Genomic DNA, 24,330 nt, shown 5'->3' on the forward strand with positions numbered 1-24,330 from the left:
CATTTGTTAACATCCATATCCATAAAAATGAGATACTTTTGCAACGTAATAAAAAAATTCTTCAGGGCAGGGTGTAATTCCCGACCGGCGGTGATAGTCCGCGACTCATGACGATAATCGTCACGATTGATTTGGTGAAATTCCAATACCGACAGTAAAGTCTGGATGATAGAAGAAGATTTACAGATGAATAGCCTATTTTGGCTTTTCTTTGCACTGCCCTGTCGACCAAAAATACGAGGGCTTTTTTTATGTCAAAGAAATCAGCAAACTTTAGCAAGTTTGACCAAAAAATGATGAAACGCTGCCTTGAGCTCGCTGCACAAGGAAGTGGTTTTACAGCTCCTAATCCTATGGTAGGTGCAGTTATCACAAAAGATGATGAAATCATCTCAGAAGGTTTTCATGAGTATTATGGTGGGCCTCACGCCGAAATTAGAGCTATTGAAAATGCTAGCCAAGACTTAAAAGGAGCACATTTATATGTGAACCTAGAACCCTGCTCCCATCAAGGCAAAACCCCTCCTTGCTCCCTTGCACTTGTCAAACAAGGATTTTCTAAAGTATTTATTGCCAATATCGACCCCAACCCTTTAGTGTCTGGAAAAGGAATTAAAATATTAAAGAAAGCTGGCATTGAAGTGGTAACTGGCTTATTGGAAAAAGAGGGATTAAAACTGAATGAAAAATTCTTCCATTTTATCCAATATAAAACTCCATTCATCGCCCTTAAAACGGCTACTAGTTTAGACGGTAAAATTGCCACTTATAGTGGGGAGAGTCAATGGATTACCAGTGCTGAAAGCAGAAAAGTAGTTCATCAATTGAGACAAGATTATACAGCCATTTTAGTAGGAATAAATACCGTATTAAAAGACGATCCCGCCCTTACAGTAAGATTAGACAAAGAAGTAAAAAACCCTATTAAAGTAGTGGTGGACACCACTTTAAAAACCCCTCATGGATTTAAAATACTCGATGACAAAGCTCCTTTGATTATTGCAACTACTCGTATGGCAAGCCAAGCTCGTATAGCTGAATTTGAAGAATACAAAAACGTTCAAGTTTGGGTTTGTCCATTAAAAGATGGAGTAGTAAACTTGGAGTACTTACTCGAAAAACTAGGAGAAGAAGGTATTGATAGTTTGATAGTTGAAGGTGGTGGCTCTATCAACTTCAGTGTTTTACAACATCACCTTCCTCAAAAAATATATGCATTTATCGCTCCCAAAATTATAGGAGGAATGAATTCGAAATCATCTTTTACAGGTAAAGGAATCAAACATTTAGGCGATGTTCCAGAATTAAAAGAGGTTCATTATAAAACTATTGGAAACGATTTATTAATGGAGGGCTATTTTTAATGTTTACAGGATTAATAGAAGAAGTAGGAGAAATAAGTAGCATCAGAGCTGGCCAAAATTCTTATCAATTTACCATTAAAGCCAATAAAGTTTTAGAGGATGTAAAAATTGGAGATAGTGTCTGTACCAATGGAGCATGTCTTACAGTTACAGCCATCACATCTCAAAGATTTACCGTCGACATAATGTCTGAAACGGTTGAAAAAACCAATTTCTCGGAATTAAAAATCGGTTCAAAAGTAAATCTAGAAAGAGCCTTAAGGCTATCCGATAGGTTAGGAGGTCACTTGGTTTCAGGACATATAGATGGCATTGGAAAAGTAAAAGCCATTCATAAAGATGATATTGCTTGGCGGATTCATATTAGTACTACAGCCTTTATTCTTCATCAAATTCTAGATAAAGGCTCCATTGCTATCGATGGAATCTCTCTAACTATTATAAAAGTTGAAGACGATTCTTTTGAAGTTTCCATTATTCCACACACCGCACAAGAAACTACCCTTTTAGGAAAAAACATAAACGATACTGTCAACCTGGAAACAGATATGATAGGAAAATATGTGCAGAGGTTTTTATCTCCAAGCACAGCACAAACCAAAAACCAACCAAAGAAATCATTCGATATGGATTTCTTAGCTAAAAATGGATTTTTATCATGAACAAGATATTCAACACCATAGAGGAAGCTATTGCCGACATAAAAATGGGCAAAATGGTCATTGTAGTCGATGACGAGCAGCGAGAGAACGAAGGTGATTTAATTATGGCCGCAGAAATGGTCAGCCCCGAAGCTATCAATTTTATGGCCAAAGAAGCTGGCGGATTAATTTGTACACCTATGACCGGAGAAAGGCTACAAGCCTTGAAACTTGGTAAGATGGTGGAAAACAATACTGATTCCCATCAGACAGCTTTTACAGTAAGTGTTGATGCCATGGAAACTACCACAGGTATCAGTGCCCACGAAAGAGCTCATACCATTCAGCAATTAATTAATTCTGAGGCTTTTGCCGAGGATTTCAAAAGACCTGGTCATATTTTTCCTCTGGAAGCAAAATCTGGTGGAGTCATACAAAGAGCAGGCCATACCGAAGCAGCTGTTGACTTAGCAAGACTAGCTGGTCTTTATCCTGCTGGTGTCATTTGCGAAATCATGAACGAAGATGGTAGTATGGCTCGAGTTCCTGATTTGGAAATTTACAAGAAGAAACATGACTTAAAATTAATCACCATTGCTGCCCTCATTGAATATCGTCGTCGGCACGAAAGCTCTGTGGAGAAAATCACAAGCGTAGAGCTCCCCAATAAATGGGGTGATTTTATCGCTCACGGATTTCTAAGTAAGAATAATGGTGAAGAACATATTGCAGTTAGTTCAAAAGATTTTAATCCTGAAAAGGCTGTGTTAGTGCGAGTGCATTCTGAATGTTTAACAGGTGATGTTTTCGGAAGTCATCGATGTGATTGTGGTGAACAAAGAGACGAGTCTATGAAACGTATTGCTGCTGACTCCAATGGTGTTCTCATTTATTTAAGACAAGAAGGACGAGGAATTGGGCTCAATAATAAATTAAAAGCTTATAAACTTCAAGAAGCGGGAATGGATACCGTAGAAGCCAATGAAGCTTTAGGTTTTGCTCCAGATTTAAGAGATTATAAAGCCGCTGCAGACATGCTTAGAGAATTAAGGGTAAAAAAGGTTCGTTTACTTACCAATAACCCAGATAAAGTTCATTCTCTGGAAAACTATGGAATCGAAGTAGTAGAACGCGTTCATATTGAAGCTAATCACCATGAAAGAAATGCTTTTTACATGGCAACAAAGGCTAGTAAGATGGGACATGTTCTTAGAAATTTGGATGTGAAAGTGAAAAGTTAATAGTGAAAAACTAAAAGTTATTAGTTTCTAGCTACCAGCCATTTGCAAAAGCTAATTAAAAAAAAATAAATACATATACAAAATGAAAATAATAGAAGGTAAATTAACAGCTGGAAATAACCGATTTGGTATTATTGTAGGTCGTTTCAATGAGTTTATAGGTGGCAAATTATTAGAAGGAGCGATTGATGCGCTAAAAAGACACGATGTCAATGAGGAGAATGTTGAAATTGCATGGGCTCCTGGTGCTTTTGAGATTCCATTGGTAGCACAAAAAATGGCTCAAACTGGTCGATTCGATGCCATTATCTGCTTGGGTGCTGTCATCCGTGGTTCAACCCCTCACTTTGATTTTGTTTCTTCTGAAGTTTCTAAAGGAATAGCTTCTGTTTCTATGGCAGAAGGATTACCAGTTATCTTTGGTGTTCTTACTACAGATAGTATTGAACAAGCTATTGAAAGAGCAGGAACAAAGGCTGGGAATAAAGGCTTTGAAGCAGCTATGGGAGCCATTGAGATGGTTAACTTATTGAATGAAATATAAACATTTAAAGAAGTTTTATCTAGTCAACGCTATAAAACGCAAGCTTCGGTTTGCGTTTTTTTTTAATTTAAGAATGTTCAAATATTCGAAGATAGGATTGAAAACTTCAAATTGCTATCCTACAATGACAATGAAAAACCTTATTTTTACACAAAATTTATTGCATGCAAAAACAAATTATATTTCAAAATAAAAATATCAATTATCAAATTGAAGGTCAGGGAGAATGCATCGTATTATTACACGGATTTATGGAAGACCTTGGCATGTGGAATTACCACTCCGAGGAACTTTCGAAGAATTATCAAGTTCTTTGCATCGACTTACCAGGGCATGGTGAAACAGGAATATGGAGCAAAAGTCATGGAATGGACTTTATGGCCGAAATAGTAGAACAAGTTTTACTTGCCGAAACCATTGAAAAATGTATCATGGTGGGACACAGCATGGGTGGATATACCACACTAGCTTTCGCTGAAAAGTATCCACAGCGCTTGAATGGTTTTGGATTATTCCATAGCCACAGTATGGCGGATTCTGATGAAGCTAAAAAAAATAGAGAGCGGACTATAGAAATAGTAAAGCAAGAAAAAATGAGCTTCATCAATCAATTTATTCCTTCTCTTTTTGCGGAAAATAATCAGTTAATGTTTAAAAAGGAGATTGAGAATCAAATTGAAATGGCTAATGCCATGAATCCCAAAGGAATAATAGCTGCTTTAGCAGGTATGAAAGAGAGAACAATGCGTTTGGATGTAATAGCATTTTCAAAAGTTCCTGTATTGTTTATTCTAGGTAAGAAAGACAGTAGAATTGCTATTGATCATGCATTGGCTCAAGCTTCAATAGCTCCTTTAGCACAAATTACTATTTTAGGGAACTCTGGACATATGGGATGGCTAGAAGAAAAAAGCAAAACTACAACCGCCATCAAAGGTTTTTGTGAATTTTGCTTCAGTTAATTTCTTGTTTTAAGTAAAGACCCTAAGGGTCATTCTATTATGCCCCTTATAATATACTTATTATTATAAAAACATATACAATACTACATCGTAAACTTACTTTTTGTTTTATCCCAACGAATATATACAGCGTCTGGATGTTTACCAATAAACTGTAAATATTGTTCTGCAATTGCTGGATTAACTTCTAAGTATTTTTGATAAGTGGTATATTTCCCCTTATGGATAGTCATGATTTTCTTACCACGTTCTGTATAATCCTTCCCTTGGAAAAGTTTGCCAAATAATTTACTCATATTCTTTGTGTTTTGGTGTAATGTGTATTCAATTTGTGTGTGTCAAATTTATTAAAAAAGATATCTTTCAGAAAACTAAATCGTTTTAAATTTTCTGAGTTATGCACAAGACATGTTGATAAATAAAAAGTTGGCTATTTTCAAATATTTCACAACTCACTAAGTGCCATACACATAAATGCATAACCATAATGAAATTGAATAGAAACAAACAAAATGGCATAGAATTAACGAACCAATTCTCATTCTATTGTTTATAATTTCATTTTCCTCTAAAAAATTTTCAAAACGGAATAGAGAAGAATAATACTACTTTTGCAAAAAAACCTAATCATGAATTTTTTGCAAAAATACTGGGTCAAACAAAAGAAGAAATCTTGGTGGGCTTGGGTGTCTGATATATTCTTTATTCTTTTATTCGCAGGCCTTTTAATTCCTGCTACTCGAACTCCCATCATGGTATTCATTAAAGAATTAACCAATTTTGCACCTTCAGTTTCAGCTGACGATCAGTATGGTGAATTATCACCTATTGATTATCAATGGACCTTATTAAATGGTGATAATCAAAAAATCCAACTAAAAGAATTATCAGACAAACCCATTCTTATTAATTTCTGGGCAACTTGGTGTCCACCTTGTATTGCTGAAATGCCTTCTTTTGAGAGATTGCAAAATGATTATGGCGACAAAGTATATTTTCTATTTATCAGTAATGAAAACCAAAGTATTACAAGAAATTTTTTAAAAGACAAGAATTGGGATTTAAAATCTTACCGCCCACTAGATCAAGAACCTAGTCAACTTTCTAGCACAAGTCTTCCAACCACCTATATTATAAATAAAGAAGGTATCATCGTTGTGAAAGAAACTGGAAATAAAAAATGGGACAGCCAAAAAGTAAGGGATTTACTTGATGAACTTATAAAGTAACACCCCAAATTGATGGAGGCCAAAAGCCAAAACCCAATATCAAATTTCGACTTCTTACCCCTAAATGATATCATCAATCGTTATACTGCGAACAAGATTCACTTAAAGAAAGTGAGGAGCTAGCTGAATTCCCAGTTATACTAATAGAAATACTTCCATTTGTGGTAGTAGCATCTGCTGTAAGCGCTATAGTACTTCCAGCTTCTCCTGAAGCACTTAGGGTCCATGGAAGTGTAGGATTAGTGAGTATTTGTTCTGATCCTGCAATAGAATAAGTGATTTTAGTACAATTAGCATCCCCAGTTTTAACAACAGTGAAGACCAGTCCCATATCCGTATCGAGGGTATCACTCTTTATAAGGTTGCATGTTTTTGTTTCTGGGTCATCGTCTTTTTTGCAAGAGTTAGTTAATAAAGCAAAGCCGATAAGGAGAATGCTCAATAGTAAAATATTCTTTTTCATTATTTAAAAGTTTAATGTGTTGCATAGTAAAGTTAAGGAAAAATATAGCTCTCACTCCTTATTATCCATATTTTCTTTGAACGAATAAACACACTTCTCAAAAGAAATTTCATTCATATAGCAAGACTCTGATTACGAATATGATCATAAACGCAATGTTTCGCTTCGTCAAAAAAACTAGAAAATAGAATTACCTAAATACAGCAAAAACTACTGAAATAATAAGAGTTAAGCCAAATAAAGTGATCAATTAGGAGCAATATATAGAATGATATTCCATAAAAGGTTAAAAATCCTCCTCTTCCTTTCGTTTCACCAATTCTTTGGTAGAAAGAAGTCCACAAGCCGCAAAAATGTCTTGTCCACGAGAAGCTCTAATGGTAGTCATGATGCCTTTTTTCTTAAGGTCTGCTTGGAATTTGAGGATGGTTTCATCATCGGAACCCAATAGAGGAGTTCCTGGAATGGGATGAAATCTTATTAGATTGATTCGAGATTTAATACCATTTAGAATTCTGGCCAATTGGTCAACTTGAGTTTTTCCATCGTTGAAATCTTTGAACATGATATACTCAAAACTCACTCGTCTTTGCCCACCAAACTCAAAATTACTAATCACTTCCAATAATTTCGGTAGATTATATACATTTTCTATGGGCATAATCTTTTTACGTTCCTCTTCAAAAGGAGAATGCAGACTAATAGCCAAATGCGCTTCTGATTTCTCCAAGAAAGTTTTCATTGCAGGAATGATACCAATGGTAGAAACGGTAATTCTCCTTGGACTCCAAGCCATTCCATAATCAGCAGTAAGAATCTCAATACTTCTCAAAACATTATCTAGATTATCAAAAGGCTCTCCCATTCCCATATATACCACATTGGTCAATTGGTCGAATTCTGGAAGACTATAAATTTGATTCAAGATTTCGCCAGTTGATAAGTTAGCTTGGAAACCTTGTTTTCCCGTCATACAGAATAAACAGCCCATTTTACAGCCTACTTGAGAAGAAACACAAAGTGTTGCACGGTCTCTATCTGGAATAAAAGCAGCCTCAATAAAATGGCTACCTCTTACATGAAAAAGATATTTCTTAGTTCCGTCAACTGATTTTTGTACAGTTCCATGCTCCACTCTTTCCAATTGATATTTCTCATCTAATAAAGCCTTGGCCTTTTTAGAGATATTATGCATATCCTCAAATGTTCGAGCATTATTTTTATACATCCACTCTGCTAATTGAGTTCCAATAAACTTTGCCAAACCTAAGCCTACAACCAGTTCTTGTAATTCTTTTTTCGTTTTACCGAATATATTTTCTTTTACCATTAAAAGTATATTTCTGCTATGATTTTATCGTAATCTACTCCCCTATCTATCAATATATCTCGAACTTGCACCACCATTTCAGAGCTACCACAAATGAAGAATGTTCTATCTAATTCCAGCTCTTCAGTTTTTAAGTATTCTGTAAGTCTTCCACTATAAAAGCCTTCCTTCTCCATGGTAGAACTACAAGGAATATATTTCAATGAATCATCCTTAATAAACAATGAATCAAAGTAAAAGGATTTTTCAGCTCTCCCACCATGTATCAGAGTCTTCTGAGGAGCTAAACCACTTTTTTGCATAGATACAAATGGAGCAATTCCTGTTCCTACAGCTATCCAATAATCAGCTCCTTTACTACCATAAAAGGCCCCAAAAGGCTGGCTAACTAATATGGTGCCGCCTATTTTAACTTCAGCCAAACGAGGTGTTAAAAAACCATCAGGTTTTACCTTAAACAAAATAGCTACCTCTTCATTTTTAGGTTCACTCGCAATACTATAAAGCCTAGGAGGCTCATCTTTTTGTAATGAAATAGCCACCACCTGCCCTGGTTTAAAATCGAAAAACCGTTTGAAATAATAGACAAAAGCATTCTCACCTAAATCATCTATTCTGGTCACTTTTGCTTTGAATAATTCTATTTCACCTAAGCTATGTTTATCTGCGTAATGCATAAATTAAATTTGTGCAAAGGTAGCATTCCCATGAAATCTAATTTGAAGCAATGGTTCTTAAAGTTTTTATTTTTTGTTAAAATTATTTTTAATTCCTCAAACCCTTATATTTGCTATAAATAACGCTAAGAAATCTTCATTTTATTTCTGAAGGTTCTGGATCAAAACTAAACTCAAATGAAAAAACTAATACTCATTGCCCTTCTATTTACAGGTTTATCCACCTATTCACAAGTAGAACTCTCTCCAATGGTTGGATATTTCTTTGGTGGAAAAAGTAATTTCTACGAAGGAAGCCTAAAGATAAAAGACAATATAAACTATGGCCTTCACTTAGGTTTCGACGCTGGTGGGCATAGTATGCTGGAACTTTCCTATGCAGTTAGTTCTTCAGATGCACAATGGCGACCAAACTTTAGTTACATAGACTTATTACCTTCTAGAGAATTTGATATACAAACTCATATGTTTCTTATTGGAGGAACAAAAGGGGTAGAATTATCTAATCCTCAGCTTATTGGTTTTGGTACTTTTAAAGCTGGAGCAGTATATTATAATGCTACGAATGGCGATATTACTGATGTGTGGCGTTTTATGATCAATTTGGGTGCAGGAATAAAATACTATTTTACAGATAAAGTTGGAATCAAATTCCAAGGAAATATGTATATGCCTATGTACTTTAATGGAGGAGGGATTTACTGTGGTATTGGAAGTGGAGGAAGTAATTGTGGTGCTAGTGTAAGCAGTACAGTGGTTATTTTCCAAGGTGATTTAACTGCTGGTTTGATATTCAAATTGGGACAGTAGGGTCATAAATCCTAGTTAATAAAATAAATAGCCATTAGATTTGATTTTATCGAACTAAAGGCTTTTTGGATCTCCTATTTATCTCTTTTCTTGAAAATAAATAGCCTTTCTTAGCGCGATATTTGCCTGCAAATTTCTATAGAAGAATAGATAATCATAGATATGATATTCGCCTTCTTTAAAAATAGGCAGTATTGGAGGATAATCCTCAGGAAGAATATCGATGACTTTAAGGGTTCCCCTAGAAGGAGAAATATAGGCTCCAGAAAACTCTTTTATTTCCCTATTTATACCTCCAGCATAATCGGTGAAACAAGCCCCTAAATTTAAGCTTTTATCAGCAAGCACTGAATCAATTCTCCAATTTAATGGATTGATAGACAGACTAAATTTGGGAACAATAATAGAGGAAGCTATACCCTCTGATTCACTGCTATAACAGATAATCACTCCTAAATCCCTATCGTTTTGAGCAGGTTTTAAATGAGGATATTCCATGACCTCCTCTTCCTCTAAACGCCAACCAATAGCATAGGCGGCGATTAATCGGTTTTGCAATCCCTCATTTTGAAAACGATGCTTTAACAGCTTCATTATCATCTCACTCCCTTGACTAAACCCTGCTAAAATAAAAGGCTTATCACTTTGAGAAAGATAATAATCAAAAGCCTCCTCCACATCAGAATATGCCAATTTAAAAGCCATATTTACTGAAGGATTTTCAGATTCCTCTGCATATCCTCTGCTCATATAAGCTGTTAAACTAGCTTGACGATAATAAGGCGCATAAAAATTAGCTTCAGCATCATAAATACCTTTTTCCATATTTATGGCACCTATAAAGTTCCCTTTTAGATCCTCATTCTCAAGCGAAAGATTAAAACTCACACTGTCGCCACTATATACAGTTGGAGCAATAAAGAATATATCCATATCATCCTGATTAGAAACCGGATAACAAGCCCAATTTTGGTTTAAGGAATAGTCTATTTTAATAAAGCCTTGCTTGACTTTTCTTTGAGTACAGGAATTTATAAAAAGTAAAAAACTCAATAGAATAATCAACTTTGAAAAAACTAAAATCTTTGGACTTTGGGGAAATAGTTCGATTTGATGGTTATAGTTCCTTAGTGCTTTCATATGAAAAAATAGACTTATTTAAATGTTTATACCAAAGGTAATATAAATCTAATATAGGAGATTTAATTAAGGCAATAGGATAAATAGGAGATTCAACTTAACCATAGAAATCTAAAGAAAAAGCTCAAATGAGAATCATTAAGTCTGCTCACATAATTTTTGTAACTCTTCTTTCTTCTCTTGTGGGAGCTCTATGTTTGGAGAGGTATTATTAAGCTTTAATTTTTCAAGATTGACTAAATTTTTATCAATAAAATCGCTCTGAATTTTAAAACGACGACATAATTCACATCCTGCCAAATGCATTTTTAATTGCACTCGCTTGATGCAGCCCACCTTAGTCATCTCCGACTTGGTAATTAAGTATGTAGCTTCTTCGCAACTCAACATGATGGCATCCATCCCTCTTATCATCATTTTCTTCATCATACTTCTAACCAATTTTTTTCAATACAAGCTCTCATCTTCAACTTTGCTCGATGCATAATCACCCACAAATTAGACGAAGTAATATTTAAGTCCTTACAAATTTCTTCTCCACTACACTCCTCCATCATCTTCATATGAAAAACCTCACGCCATTGAGGAGGTAGAAGACTCAAGCATAAGTCTAAAGCTTTTTGAAATTCATCTTTTTCCAGATCATTTGATTGATCAATATTCCATTGTCCAGGTTCACCATCATCACTCCAATGGTTCTTAAAAGCTCCATCGGCATTAAAAGGAAGACTGAAATCTGTATTTGTTGTGTTTTTCCTAACTGAAGATTTGCGATAATGATCGATAACTTTTCGCTTCAAAATAGATACCAACCAGGTGCGCTCCGTGCTATTTCCCTTAAAAGAATCTTTACCCTTAAGGCCAGCAATAAAAGTGTCTTGAACCAAATCTTGAGCAATCACATCATCACTAACTTTATATACAGCGTAATTATAAAGGTAGTCGGAATGGTTTTGCACCCATTTCTCAGGATTTAATATATTGGCAGTTTTGCTCATATCTAGCAAAAATACTCAAAGTTTATAGCTATCAAAATATTTTGGAAACAATAAATATTCACTGCTTTAAAATAGTATTTACTATTCTTCTCTACGAATGAATTATATAGTTTGAACTGGACAAACATATTGACGTCCTAAGGTAGTATGTTTAGCACAACAACTAATAAATGATAACGAAACTCAACTTCAAATATAAATAGAGATAAAAGTAACAGAAGCCAGAGCCTGTTATTCACTTTGTGCCTCAATTTTATCAGCTATATTGCAAAGTCTTTCAAAGAAAAACCATGAACAATAAAACTGCTCATGGTTTTCTAAATCTTTCTGTTCTATGTCAATTTACATCTTTATAAACTTCAAACTACTCTCCTTTTTATCAGTTTTTACATTGATGAAATAAATGCCCTGAGGAAGTTTTTGAGCATCTAAAATTGTTTGATTATTTTGTATTTCCTCAGTTTTCATTTCTTGTTCTAATACAACCTGACCATTAGAATTATAGATTTTGATGGTGGCTTTCTCTTTTCCAGAAATCACATTTTTCAAATCAATATGGATATAATCGTTTACTGGATTTGGAGATATTGTAAATGCTTGTTCATTTAGTTCATCAACAGTCCATAATATATCTATTCCAAATTTCTCACTAATTGAGTAAATATCAGAATTACTAGGATATGATAATCTAAGATAGCAGTCTTGTGAATTAGCATCAGGGACCAACCAGCTATACACCTGATTATCTGCTGGTAAGCTAGTTTCCAACACTGACCAATTATCACCATTATCCGATGAAAACTCTATTTTAACATTTGAAATCACCTCACTATTCCATGTAATATCATACTCATATTCTGGCATCAATAACTCACCATCCATAGGCGTTAAAACATCCAATAAATAAACAAAGAACCTAAAATCAGACTCATCATTCAAATCTGGGAAAGCAGTTTCTTCTAGTTTTACTTTACACCAATCTGTGGCTGTTTCTGGAGTCCACATATAGGAACCGCTTGCTGCATCAATACCATCGGCTACAAATACCCAATCACCTCCATCGGAAGCTTGATAGTATAAACTCAAATCACCTATCAACTCACCTGACCATGTCACCTCATATTCTCTTCCCACTTGGTAAGTAACGAAGCCATTAGGTTCTAATAACTCGAGAGATGCAAAGGTGAAAGCCTCCTCATTCATACTCATGATATCTGGATAAGCTACATCAGAAATTCTTACAAAACAGGCATCTGATGTTACATTTGGGGCGTCCCACTCGTAAGCACGAGTATTGGCAGAAATAGACTCCTCTATGGTTTCCCAAGTAGTTCCATTATCCGATGAAAACTCCAATTTCACATCTGCAATAAAAGCACTATTCCAAGTAATGATGCTTGTTCCAGCGGCATTCCATTTTCCATTAGAAACGGGTGCTGTTAGTTCTATTGTTCTGTCTCCAGTAACCACTCTAATGCTATCAATCACTACATCAATTAATGGCTTGTCATTGGCATTGGTTTCCACTTCACTTATGGCATAAACCACATCCATTCCATCTATAATTTTTCCAAATACAGCATGAGCATCATCGAGCCATTCTGTTGGAGCCACAGTTATAAAATACTGTGAACCATTGGTATTTGGTCCTGAATTAGCCATAGAAAGTATACCAGGCTCATCATGACGTAAATCAGGATGAAACTCATCATCAAAAGAATACCCTGGTCCACCGGTACCAGTACCATAAGGACAACCATCTTGAATCATAAATCCACTAATGACTCTATGGAAAATTAAATCAGTATAAAAATGATCGTTACAAAGGTTGATAAAGTTCTGACCTGTTTCAGGCACAAGATCCTCGCGCAATTCGGCTCTAAAATCGCCCATAGAGGTATACCATTGCACAACAGTTTGGGATTTGCTTTCATTAGAGATTCCAAGAATCAATAGGATTAAAAAGACTGAAACAAAGGAAGTAAATTTTAATGCTTTCATAAATGAGTTTTAGGTTAGGAAATGAATAAAGAAGAAAATCGCTAGCATCTATAGAAATACCAGCTCATTTCGTTTGCTCAAAAATACAGAATAAAAATAATACAATGGTATAGAACACAGAATCAATCTGTACTTTTTTTTGTAAATATTTAAGGGGGAAAGCTTTAGTTTTTTAGTTTTCCTTTTATAGGAAGTGTAAAAATAAACTCTGTACCTTTATGCTTGCACGATTTAAGTTCTATACTTCCTCCTAAAAGTTCTACATAAGCTTTGGTAATAGACAAACCCAAACCAGCGCCTTCGGTAACTTTATTATCCACCTTCTCTGCCTGTACAAAACGTTCAAAGATGAGTTTTTGCTTAGGCTCAGAAATTCCAATTCCCGTATCTTTCACAAAGAACTTGATGGTTTTACCAAGAATTGAATATCCAAAAGATATTTGTCCTTCTTTGGTGTATTTAATAGAATTCTTGATTAGGTTGGTAAAAATATCAGCAATTTTTGTGGAATCAGACCAAATATTTAATTCGCCAATATTGGGTGTTTCAAGCTTTAATTCTAAACCATTTCTTTCTGCCTCGGGTGAAAAAAAAGCATATTGAAAATACAATAATTCATTCACGTTTACTTCGCTATAATCTACATTCATTTGCCCCGATTCTATTCTGGAAATATCAATGATATTATTAATTAAACGTAACATCTTACCACCACTTCGTTCAATAACACTAATATACAAACCCTTTTCTTTTTCTGATAAATCTTCTTCTTTTAATAAATCTGCAAAACCCATAATTCCATTCATAGGAGTTCGAATCTCGTGACTCATGTTTGCTAAAAAATAAGATTTCATTCTATTATTCTCTTCTGCCTGATTTTTCGCTATCAATAATAATTGCTGTGTTCTTTCTCGTTCTGAAACATCTTTAGAAACCACAGATGCTCCAGAGATATGCTGCCCATAAACAATAGGATTAATGGTAATTTCAAAATAATAGGGTTTATGATCTATCTCGAATTGATCAATTTCTACAACAGACTCGCCTGAAAAAACCCTTAAATATCGAGATTTCCATAAATCTGCAGTCTCTTTGGATACAAAATCCAAAATACAATTCCCTTTATTGAGTTTAACACCATAATTATAATGAAATTCATTTCTAAACTTTGAATTGATCGTCAGTAGTTTGTATTCCCTATCAACCGACCAAATGGCATCTTGAGAACTCTCTAAAACAGACATTAAATTGGCTTCACTATCAATTAGAGCCAACTCTACTTTTTTTCTTTCAGTGATGTTTCTATTGATACTTAAAATGGCCTTATTTCCCTGATAGTTTATTAAGGAAGCATTAATCTCAAAATGCAATTCCCTGCCCTCTTTATTATATTGTGTGGTTTCGAAATTGGTATAAACTCCATCTTTTAGGGTTTGCTCTATCCTTAATTTCCCTTTTTTTGGATTCTTTGAAAAATTAGTGATAGAACTTCCTACAAATTCTTGATAAGAATATCCATAAACTTCACAAGCCGCTTTATTGGCCTCCAGTATCACTCCATCTTCAGGATTAAAAATAAGGATAGCATCATGGGCTTGTTCAAATAATTGTTTATAATCCTCTTTTGATTTGATGAGGTGATCTATGGTCTTCTTTTCTTTGGTGATATCCGTATGTGCACCAAACATCCTAATGACATTAGCATTTTTATCTAAAACAGCTGCTGCTTTATTATGAATCCATCTATAAGTCTCATCCTTATGCTTCATTCTAAATTCCTCAATAAAGAAGTTTTTAGGCTTCTCTAAAAAGGCTTGCACTGTATTTATCATTCTTTCCTTATCATCAGGATGAAGTAAATCCTCCCAAGTAGAAAACTCATTGCCCAATTCGTGAGCTTGATAACCTAAAAGTCCTTTCCATTGATCACTATAAAAAACAGAGTTGTCTTTTAATTTCCAATCCCAAATACCACTTTCGGAAGCAGCAGTTGCCAATTGATATCTTTCCTCACTTTCTTTTAATGCCTGGGTAGCTAAAACCGAATCTGTAATATCAATAATAAATCCATTTGAATACTCTAACAATTCAGCTTCTTGCCGATATGCGATTCCTGTGGCTTCTAGTTTAAAATATCGTATTCCTCTTTCAGGATGTACTATTCTAAACTTCATTTGATGTTTAAAAGGAGGCTTTAAATTCCTATATATTTCTCTAAATACTGTTTTAATATCTTTAGGATGAACATTTTCAAACCAGCTGGCAAAAGTATTTTTCTCCTGAGGTGAAATTCCAAATAAATGAATAATAGAATCACTAATCATTAGAACCTCAGCATTATTAGTCTGAAGGTCTATCTTTAATCTAAAAAGTGCATAATCTTTTGGACTGTCTACAATGGATTTTAAATGAAGGTTTAGATCTTCAATTTGCAAACGTCTCTCCTTTTCCTCAGTAATATCAACAGCTAATTCTAACCTTACATTTTTGCCATTGAACCACTCTATTACTCTGTCATAACAACGATACCAATGATTATTCTGCTTGTTTTGAAATTCCCAAACATAAGAATCATTTTTTTTATTATTGAATATAATAGGATTAGTACAAAATGAACAAGGACTATCTAAACCTTGCATAACTTGATAACACTTCTTTCCGATAATACTTTGTTCAACACCCAAAGAATCTATAAGCTCTTGATTGGCAAATAGTATTTCGAAACTGAATGGGTCGCTTACATAGACTATTCCATCTAAAGCACTGAATATTTTTAATGAGGCCTGTTGTTGTAAAGCTAATTTCTGCTGGGATTCTTTAAGTTCACTAACATCCCTAGATTGAGTATAAACAGCTTTAGCCCCTTTATAAGCTATCACTTTTGCAATAACCTCTACTGGCAATTCACTTCCATCTTTACAAAGAAATAGGCTTTCGAATTTTGCTTCACCTTTTTCCATCAGTTTTTGGGTGATGCCTTCTAATTCTTCTAAGGAATACTTTTTTTGAATTTTTGAAATAGGTTGTCCCAATACCTCACTGGCTTGATATCCTATCTTTTTTAAACCTTCCTCGTTTACATCCAAAATTTCATGATGGAAATTTTGAATCGCTAAAATATCTGAAGACGTATTGAATAAAAAATGATAAAGCTCATCTTCGGTATGTCTTCCCTTGCCCATATAGAATATTCGTTTATTTGGTTCTATCTAATAATTAAATCCGAAAACAGAATGCAGAGAAAGAGAAATGACTGATGCGATGCTATATAATCCCAAATGTAATGATAATTCCGGATTAAACCACAAAATTAACATTCCCATAAAATACTAAATATCAACAAACAAAGCAGCTAACGTGCTTTTATTTTCAAAAGCAAACTAGTCTATATTATATAACTGAAATGGTGTAATACTTGATTTCACATGAGATTCTTTCATGAATATGTTTATTGTTTTTATGATTTCAGGGTGAAGCTCAGCTACATTATTCTGTTCTTGTGGATCGCTGAGTAAATGATATAACTCAAGCTCTAAGTTTCCATTCTGAATATTTTTTCGAATCGCCTTCCAATCTCCAAACCGAATGGCTTGTTGACCATTATACTCAGGAAACTCCCAATACAAATACTCATGATTTACTTGATGCTGCAGATTTAAAATAGTCGGCAAAAAACTTATTCCATCAGACTCCTCAGGAATATCTATTTGTGCAATATCACAGAAGGTGGGCATCATATCACTAAATGAAGAAATATATTCAGAAACAGAAGCAGAATCCAATTCATCAGGCCAAGAAACTATTAATGGAACTCTTATTCCTCCTTCGTGCACAAATCCTTTGGTATATCATAATCATTTAGAAAAGTGGAAAGTCCTTTGTGGATTAGACTTGCTGAGCAGTTTTCTGAGTAAGCCTTTGTATACTCCCAATAATTTTCAATGTGACCCATATGATGCGCTATGAATTGAACTTTATCCTTATTGGCAAAGCAATGGATGGAGAAAAAATACAAATATTTAAAAAGCACAAAAAAAATCGGATTCCATAAATATGAAATCCGATTTTATAAGAGTAAAGAAATTGACTATTCGATAATCATTTTCTTTGTTATGCTTTCGTTACCAATAGTAACCGTGTAAAAATAAACACCAGACTCTAAGTTCTCAGCATTAATTTCAACATTCTGACTACCATTAATGATACCAGCATTCATGCTATAAACAGTTTGTCCTAAAAGGCTAGTTACTTCAATAGAAGCTGGACTAACAGTTTGAGTAGTAATTTCTATTATAGTAGAACCTGTGAATGGATTAGGTTGGTTTTGAGAAATTTTGAAGCTTGCTTGATTTTGCATATCACTAACACCATCAACAATTAAATTTACCAAATTAATTCCTGTAATATAATTAACAGTTATAGGATCTGTACCACCATTAGATGCAAATTCACCAGGTGTTACACATTGCATATAAGGAATGGTATAGCTACCTTCTTCATTTAAATAGGCTATCTCAGAACCATAAGTAAAATAATAGAATTTTTCATATAATGTTCCTTCTGTTAAACATATTGGGTCAATAGATTCGTAATATACTAAATCTCTAGTCCAGCCAAAAACATCTGGCTCTACATTTAATTCATTTGCAACGTCTCTTGTATCAGTCCATGTCAAGAAAATTTGACTTCCATTTTCATTTCTTGCAGCACTTAATCTGTGGTTCCATCCATTACCAGCATAGTTTCCTTCGTCGTCATCACCTAAATTTGAAGTAAATAAAGAATCAATCCAAATGATATCTGTTAAACCATTATCATTAACCACCAAATTCATTAAATCACCAGGATAAGTCCAACCCCAACCTAAAGAATCCGGATAATTATAAATATCAGCAGAATGCGAACCTGTTGCAGCAAATATTTGAAGATCTCCATGCATATCAACAACACTAGCAGATTCAAAAACAGAAGGAATCATATCACCTTTCCAGTTTTCAATAATAAATGGCTCCAATAAAGCTTGCATCTCGTCAGTAGTGAAATCTAATTCAATAAGGTCCCAGTTATCACCAGCATCTTCTGTTCTATAAACGATAGGTTGATATCCTGAAGGAAAATCATTAGTAGCTCCTACCATATACATATAACCAATTTGTCCATCTTCGGACCATGCCATATCAATACCACCATCGTGAGCTTGATAAGAACCAATCCAAGCCATTTGACCATCTTCAGAACTTTGAGATAAATCCATTTCAATTAACATAGATTCATCCCACAAAAAATCAGTTCCTTCAAAATCACCAAATATAGGCTGTAATTCAGCAGATTGATAATTTCCCCAATCACCTTGAGGTAACATATTTAAACAACGAACTTGATCTTCAATTTGTGTTAAACCGTATTGGTTCCAATATCCATCTTCAATATTATCTGGGTTATGACTAATTTCAATAGCATGGTTTTCACCACCTAAAGTCATACTTCCCCACATTTTATAACCCCAGTCACCTCCAACATGAGAAATGTTTTGCATAACTCCATAAGCATCCTCAACAGCGGTATTACCATCGGGATTAAAAACGATTCCAGAAGGATAATCATTTGTATAAGAATTACCATTGTCAAATATTACTAATGGCTCAGACCAAGTTGCTCCTCTATCAGTAGAATAAACCATACCCATATCTGTTCCATTGGTTCCGTAGGTAGCAGGATCTAAAACATAAACAATAGAAATAATGTCTAATTCAGGGTTATAAGATATAGCTCGTGTATCTTCTTTACGAACCGTACGAAAATCTTTAGCCTTTCCGACATAAATACGGTTGATATCTTCTGCTACTGCTTTATCTGCATTAATTACTGGGGCAGGAAGGTTATTCTTTTGAGAAACCTCAATGTCTTTTGATTTTTTTAAATTTTTAATGTTTACAGTTTCATATTGCGCCATAGAAGCCAATGAAAAACTGAAAAGCATTGCAAAAAGTAGAATTTTTTTCATAGTATGTGATTTTATTAATGTTAGAGAGCAAATATAGGAAATTTTAAAATGAATAAAAACCAATAAAATCAACATTTATTTTCTCTTAATCATTTCCAATGAAAAAATACAATTCTTAAACCATTGTATTTTTTTTGACTAAGGTATTTGACTTAAAGCTTAATACTTGAATTAAATTCTAAAGCCTATTCCTTTTCAATTTTCAGAGGAGCTTTTCTAAGGAAATAATCCAAATACAAATTAGACATATTACTCTGAATAACAGAGGAATGCTGAAATTTTAGATATTGATTAAAAAACTCGGATATGTATAGATTTAAACTATTAAAAACCAAAGCCCCATCAATATCACCTATCATTCTCACTTCATTATCTCTGTCGGGATAGGGTAATACTGCCCCATCACTAAAAACAAAATGGCTGGACTTTGGAAAGCGTAAAAAGGCAAAATCACCATCTGTATGACTAAAGTTAACGGTGTTCCCAAGGTTCCAATCGGCGTTATAATCACTTTCAATCAGCATAAATGGCTGTTTAAGGGGCTGGTCTATAGCATTCCCAAATTGAAAACAATCTAGATTAATTCCGGCCTTTACTCTATCATCCTGAACACATAATTCTCCGATTACTGAACCACCAACCGACTGTCCAAAAGCGCCAATGGCGTTTAAATCCATGGCTTGCAATAAGGCATGTTCAACTTGTCTATCTTGTTCTTCCTCCAGATAATCTATAAAGAAACGAGTGTCTTCTACCCAAAAATTCACAATCTTTTTAAACCTCCTCAACATCTTATGATAATATCGAGTGATTTCAATATTTTTCTCTGGGCTGTCTTTTTTCTTCCATTGAAACCAGTTGGCAAAAACCAATTGCATATAGGACCATTGGGCCCTTTTCTTTTTTAAATAGATTTCTTCACCATCGGGGAATTTTATGTAAGGCTGCTCATAAGGATGGTTTATACTACATACTATATATCCTTGACTAGCCAGCGCTTCCATCATTCCTGTATACAAATCGGCCATTCCAAAATAGAAGCCAGGATTAAACAATATCACTGGAAAACCATTTTTCTGAGCAATCAATTCTGCCTCTGGATAAGAATGCGTAGGATATTCTTGAATTGAGGCTATCCATTCCTTTGAGAATTTCTTGATTTTAAAGGCATTATAGATAAGGTCTGTGGGATAACTTTCTAAATACAATTCTGGCTTTTCTGTACTCTTAATTTGAGCTGGATACCATATTTTTATATACAGTCTCCTCTTGTCACGCTTTTTAAAGGGATCTTGCCTTGAACTATCGGTTATAAACCATTCTGTTGTTCCTACTTGATAAGGTCCAGAAGGCATAGGTAAAAAGCTGGTATCTTGCTGTGCAATAAGTGATATTGTATAAAATATCAGCAGTAAACTGAAATAATATTTTAGCCTCATTATTCGTCTTCGTTGTGCTGAGTGATGAGAAGTCTTTTATTTATTTCAAAAGCCACCAAATTACCAAATCCGGGTTTTTGACTCAAAAAAACTCCATTATCCAAATCTATAAATTCTTGTTTTTCTTGATTGATACAATGATGAATGTATTCCAAATCCACCGGAGTATGTCCATGAATCAACTGTCTATTTCCAATTTTTGAAGAATCAATATTGAATTCTTTAAGCCATAACATGGCATGTTTATCTTGAAATACATTTTGAAGATTAAAATTCAATCCAGCATGAACAATAACACAATCATTCATTTCCAAATAATATTTCAAATTACGCATCCATTCAATATATTTCTGGGGGATATTAATAATAGAACGGGTTGCAAATGATTTCATGGTGTCCTTACCGCCAAACTCGTACCACTCCTTTTTTATTTTATTAGGCTTTAGTTTTTGCAAAAACCCACTATTCTCCAAAGCATAATCGTAATTTCTAAGAAAATACTCCTCATGATTTCCCATCAAGGGAGTCACATGGTAACCATTATTCTGAAGGTTTAAAATCTCGTCAATCACCCCTTTTGAATCGGGGCCACGATCAATATAATCACCTAAAAAGATTAAATGGTCTTCTTTAGAAGGACGAATTTGAGCCAGTAAGGACTTCAAAGTCTTTACATAACCATGTATATCGGGTATTACCCAGCGCTTTTGCTCCATGCCAATAATTTGTACGGGCTAAAATACAAAAATACTTTACTTTTGCTTTTATGTATTTAGTTAAAACTCCTATTCTCATCTCCAAATTAATGAGTAAATCATTGATATGGAAGATTCCTACAAATGAAAAAAAAATCTATTTAACTTTTGATGATGGGCCCATCCCAAATCTCACCATGGAAATTTTAGCAATTCTCGCGGATTACCAAGCCAAAGCCACTTTCTTTTGTGTGGGTGAAAATGCCAAGAATTATCCAGAATTAATACATAGAATACAAAAAGATGGCCATTTAATAGGTAATCATTCTCATAATCATCTCAGCGGGTGGAAAACCCCAGCGAAGGATTATATTAACAATGTAAAAAAAGCTTCAGAATATATTGATTCCTATTTATTTCGCCCACCCTATGGACAAATCAATTATCAACAAATCAAACATTTAAAAGATGATTACCGAATCATCATGTGGAATATTCTAAGTGGAGATTTCGACAAGCAACTGAGTAATGAGCAATGCTTATTTAATGTACTACAAAGCAAAGCTGGTGACATTGTCGTTTTTCATGATAATGAGAAATCGAGAGAGAAAGTTTTAGATGTTTTACCTCAATATTTGGCCCATTTCACCAAATTAGGATATGAATTTTGTTCGCTAACACCGCTTTTGAAAACTAAAAAATGATTAAAATAAGGACTTCATAAGAAATGATGTTTATTTTTGCTTCAGAAAAAAATGATTTGATTTGAGATTTCTAAAAAAATACCAGCTACTGGTCTTCTTGCTTCTCGCAATGAGCCTGCAATATTGTGCTTCTCCAGGCCCCCTTGGAGGAGGGCCAAAAGATGAAGAGCCACCTGTGTTTTTAGGTAGCGATCCCGTAAAATATAGTCGCAATACCCGCCCGCGAAAAATCCAATTGCAGTTCGACGAGTTTTTAGTTTTAAAGGATCTACAACAAAATTTGATTATTTCACCTCCTTTAAATGAAGATCCTGATATAAAACTGAAAGGGAAAAAAGTGGTCATCAAAAATGATAAAGACCTTATCCTTGGAGAAAACACTACCTATACCTATTATTTTGGTGATGCCATATGCGATTTGCACGAGGACAATCCCATTGAAAATTTTGAATATGTTTTTAGTACAGGTCCATCATTGGATAGCTTAAGCATTAGAGGAAAAATTTTACAATCAGAATATCTCACTCCTGAGGAGTCTGTTTATGTTTGTTTGTATAAAAAAGGAATGAACGATACCATTCCATTTGATAGCCTCCCCTATTTTGTAAGACCTTATTATGTATCCAGAACAAATGAACTGGGTGAATACAAACTCAACAACCTCAGACTTGATGATTACTTGATGTTTGCCATAAAAGATGTGAATAGCAATTATTATTTCGATATGCCCAATGAAGAAATTTCATTTCTAGATTCTTTAATATTTCCTGAGGATGTCTTCGATTTTATTCCGGATTCTATTCCTATCAACCTCAACGATACTGCTCTAATGGACAGTATTTGGGAATATCATTCCTATTCTATGGTTCAGAATCCAGTTGATTTATATTTGTTCACTCAGCATGATTCCATACCTCGATTAGCCGAAACAGCAGTAGAGCTTAATCAGAAAATTGATTTCTTTTTTAAATTCCCTATACAAGATAGTATTCACTTTAATCTATTTAATGACAGTACTGATGAAAACTGGTATATTGAAGAATTCTCTAAGTATAGAGACACCTTAACACTTTGGCTCCCAGACTTAAAATACGATACGCTTTTCTTAAGTATGCAGGTAGACACATTGGCTATCGACACTATGGACTTTGTAGTAAGAACAGCTAAAAAGGAAGTAGATAAACCCAAACGCCGAAGAAAGAAAAAAGAAGACAAGAGTACAAAGAAAAAGGAAGATAAAAAGGTATTAAAGTTTAGCAATAATGTAAAGAAACCCTTTCCTTTTTACAAATCTGTGCTATTAGAATTTGAAACTCCATTGGCCTATGCTAATCTTAAAAACTTAGTAGCTTTAGAAGATACAATGGAAATAAATGTAGAAGCCTATTTCCTAGATAGTCTAAAAAGAAAACTAAGAATTGAATATCCTTGGAAAGAAGAAACTAATTATAAAATAAGTATTCCACAAGAAGCCTTGGTAGATATTTTCGGATTAGAAAACGACAGTATCAATTTAAGCATGACCACTTCAACAATTGATGATTATTCAAATATTAATGTCAGTATTCAAGTTGATTCAAACTGTGTATCTCCTGTGGTTATCACCTTGGTTAAAGGAGAAGCTGATAAAGAAATAGTGATTCAGAAACATGTAATCTATGGTGACTCTCTCTTGGTACTACCCTATGTTGTAGAAGGAGACTATTACTTGAAAGCCTTGGAAGACTTTAATGGAAACGGAAGATGGAATACAGGAAATTACGGACTAAACCTTTTATCAGAACCTGTTTATTACTTCCCACTTCCACTTTCTGCAAAATCCGGTTGGAATATAGAAGAAACTTGGAAGATCACCATTAAAGACCGAAAAAGGCCAGAGGTGATTAAGAAAGAGAAAAAAGAAAAGAAGTAATTACAACTGTTGTCCAAAATATGCTTAAAACAAGTTTAATCATTTTTGGGCAATCGTCTTTTTATTAAACAGGCAAAACATGGATCAACGTGTTTTTCTGGGGGATGGACAATCTAGTCATTTTTTTTCTCTTGTTAATTTAGGAAGCTATTATTAATAAATATATTACTCAAATG

21 protein-coding genes, 1 pseudogene and 1 riboswitch are annotated in these 24,330 nt (G+C 34.2%); of the genes and pseudogenes, 9 read left to right on the top strand and 13 right to left on the bottom strand.

Going from position 1 to position 24,330, the window contains the following annotated elements:
- Positions 1–53: 53 nt before the first annotated feature.
- Positions 54–181: riboswitch (FMN riboswitch) on the top strand.
- 70 nt (positions 182–251) lie between these two features.
- From ribD to HNS38_RS10660, 5 genes are all read left to right on the top strand, one after another.
- Positions 252–1,364, top strand: coding sequence for a bifunctional diaminohydroxyphosphoribosylaminopyrimidine deaminase/5-amino-6-(5-phosphoribosylamino)uracil reductase RibD (gene ribD, locus HNS38_RS10640; protein WP_172280564.1), 1,113 nt, complete (start codon positions 252–254; stop codon positions 1,362–1,364).
- Positions 1,364–2,026, top strand: coding sequence for a riboflavin synthase (locus tag HNS38_RS10645; protein WP_172346434.1), 663 nt, complete (start codon positions 1,364–1,366; stop codon positions 2,024–2,026). Before ribD ends, HNS38_RS10645 begins: the two co-directional genes overlap by 1 nt.
- The gene (locus HNS38_RS10650; protein WP_216663692.1) at positions 2,023–3,246 is read left to right on the top strand and encodes a bifunctional 3,4-dihydroxy-2-butanone-4-phosphate synthase/GTP cyclohydrolase II; all 1,224 of its coding nucleotides are present in this window, start codon (positions 2,023–2,025) and stop codon (positions 3,244–3,246) included. The genes HNS38_RS10645 and HNS38_RS10650 overlap by 4 nt, the downstream gene beginning before the upstream one ends.
- Before the next feature lie 82 nt (positions 3,247–3,328).
- Positions 3,329–3,790: a 6,7-dimethyl-8-ribityllumazine synthase gene (gene ribE, locus HNS38_RS10655; protein ID WP_172280568.1), complete on the top strand. Its 462-nt coding sequence runs from the start codon at positions 3,329–3,331 to the stop codon at positions 3,788–3,790.
- 164 nt (positions 3,791–3,954) lie between these two features.
- Positions 3,955–4,752 carry an alpha/beta fold hydrolase gene (locus HNS38_RS10660; RefSeq protein ID WP_172280570.1) on the top strand — a complete coding sequence of 266 codons (798 nt, stop codon included), beginning with the start codon at positions 3,955–3,957 and terminating at the stop codon, positions 4,750–4,752.
- An 83-nt stretch (positions 4,753–4,835) separates the two neighbouring features.
- On the opposite strand, the gene HNS38_RS10665 is transcribed toward HNS38_RS10660, so the two are convergent.
- Entirely contained in the window at positions 4,836–5,048 is a 213-nt protein-coding gene (locus HNS38_RS10665; protein ID WP_172280572.1) for a hypothetical protein, read from the bottom strand.
- 333 nt (positions 5,049–5,381) lie between these two features.
- Here HNS38_RS10665 and HNS38_RS10670 point away from each other — a divergent pair, with 333 nt between their 5' ends.
- Complete coding sequence (locus HNS38_RS10670; protein ID WP_172280574.1) at positions 5,382–5,981, top strand: TlpA family protein disulfide reductase; 600 nt, start codon at positions 5,382–5,384, stop codon at positions 5,979–5,981.
- A 73-nt stretch (positions 5,982–6,054) separates the two neighbouring features.
- Here the strand turns inward: HNS38_RS10670 and HNS38_RS10675 are convergent, their stop codons facing one another.
- The 3 genes from HNS38_RS10675 to HNS38_RS10685 form a co-directional block, all read right to left on the bottom strand.
- Positions 6,055–6,444, bottom strand: a complete 390-nt coding sequence (locus tag HNS38_RS10675) for a hypothetical protein (RefSeq protein ID WP_172346435.1) — start codon at positions 6,442–6,444, stop codon at positions 6,055–6,057.
- A 286-nt stretch (positions 6,445–6,730) separates the two neighbouring features.
- Positions 6,731–7,774 (bottom strand): 23S rRNA (adenine(2503)-C(2))-methyltransferase RlmN, encoded by a 1,044-nt coding sequence (gene rlmN / locus HNS38_RS10680; RefSeq protein ID WP_172280578.1) that lies wholly within the window; start codon positions 7,772–7,774, stop codon positions 6,731–6,733.
- Positions 7,774–8,451 (bottom strand): ferredoxin--NADP reductase, encoded by a 678-nt coding sequence (locus HNS38_RS10685; protein ID WP_172280580.1) that lies wholly within the window; start codon positions 8,449–8,451, stop codon positions 7,774–7,776. Before HNS38_RS10685 ends, rlmN begins: the two co-directional genes overlap by 1 nt.
- Before the next feature lie 177 nt (positions 8,452–8,628).
- On the opposite strand from HNS38_RS10685, the gene HNS38_RS10690 reads away from it, so the two are divergent.
- On the top strand, positions 8,629–9,261 hold the full coding sequence (locus HNS38_RS10690; RefSeq protein ID WP_172280582.1) for a hypothetical protein: 633 nt from the start codon (positions 8,629–8,631) through the stop codon (positions 9,259–9,261).
- 78 nt (positions 9,262–9,339) lie between these two features.
- Here HNS38_RS10690 and HNS38_RS10695 read toward each other — a convergent pair whose 3' ends face one another.
- From HNS38_RS10695 to HNS38_RS10735, 9 genes and pseudogenes are all read right to left on the bottom strand, one after another.
- Positions 9,340–10,401 carry a DUF3089 domain-containing protein gene (locus HNS38_RS10695; protein WP_172280584.1) on the bottom strand — a complete coding sequence of 354 codons (1,062 nt, stop codon included), beginning with the start codon at positions 10,399–10,401 and terminating at the stop codon, positions 9,340–9,342.
- 138 nt (positions 10,402–10,539) lie between these two features.
- Positions 10,540–10,830, bottom strand: a complete 291-nt coding sequence (locus tag HNS38_RS10700; protein WP_172280586.1) for a hypothetical protein — start codon at positions 10,828–10,830, stop codon at positions 10,540–10,542.
- Positions 10,827–11,399: a sigma-70 family RNA polymerase sigma factor gene (locus HNS38_RS10705; RefSeq protein WP_172280589.1), complete on the bottom strand. Its 573-nt coding sequence runs from the start codon at positions 11,397–11,399 to the stop codon at positions 10,827–10,829. Before HNS38_RS10705 ends, HNS38_RS10700 begins: the two co-directional genes overlap by 4 nt.
- Positions 11,400–11,741: 342 nt before the next feature.
- Complete coding sequence (locus HNS38_RS10710) at positions 11,742–13,400, bottom strand: peptidylprolyl isomerase (RefSeq protein ID WP_172346436.1); 1,659 nt, start codon at positions 13,398–13,400, stop codon at positions 11,742–11,744.
- A 164-nt stretch (positions 13,401–13,564) separates the two neighbouring features.
- Positions 13,565–16,582: a PAS domain S-box protein gene (locus HNS38_RS10715; protein WP_172346437.1), complete on the bottom strand. Its 3,018-nt coding sequence runs from the start codon at positions 16,580–16,582 to the stop codon at positions 13,565–13,567.
- A 198-nt stretch (positions 16,583–16,780) separates the two neighbouring features.
- Positions 16,781–17,236, bottom strand: a pseudogene (locus HNS38_RS10720) (sulfatase/phosphatase domain-containing protein); the annotation flags it as partial.
- A gap of 251 nt (positions 17,237–17,487) precedes the next feature.
- Positions 17,488–19,404: a T9SS type A sorting domain-containing protein gene (locus HNS38_RS10725; protein WP_172280597.1), complete on the bottom strand. Its 1,917-nt coding sequence runs from the start codon at positions 19,402–19,404 to the stop codon at positions 17,488–17,490.
- Between the two features lie 185 nt (positions 19,405–19,589).
- On the bottom strand, positions 19,590–20,843 hold the full coding sequence (locus HNS38_RS10730; RefSeq protein WP_172280599.1) for a hypothetical protein: 1,254 nt from the start codon (positions 20,841–20,843) through the stop codon (positions 19,590–19,592).
- A complete protein-coding gene (locus HNS38_RS10735) occupies positions 20,843–21,559 on the bottom strand; it encodes a metallophosphoesterase family protein (RefSeq protein ID WP_172280601.1) in 717 nt (238 codons plus the stop codon). Before HNS38_RS10735 ends, HNS38_RS10730 begins: the two co-directional genes overlap by 1 nt.
- Before the next feature lie 50 nt (positions 21,560–21,609).
- Between HNS38_RS10735 and HNS38_RS10740 the strand changes: the two genes are divergently transcribed.
- Entirely contained in the window at positions 21,610–22,242 is a 633-nt protein-coding gene (locus HNS38_RS10740; RefSeq protein ID WP_172346438.1) for a polysaccharide deacetylase family protein, read from the top strand.
- 61 nt (positions 22,243–22,303) lie between these two features.
- Positions 22,304–24,154, top strand: coding sequence for an Ig-like domain-containing protein (locus HNS38_RS10745; protein WP_172346439.1), 1,851 nt, complete (start codon positions 22,304–22,306; stop codon positions 24,152–24,154).
- Positions 24,155–24,330: the final 176 nt, after the last annotated feature.

It is taken from the genome of Lentimicrobium sp. L6 (genome assembly GCF_013166655.1).
Taxonomy (GTDB): Bacteria; Bacteroidota; Bacteroidia; order Bacteroidales; family UBA12170; genus UBA12170.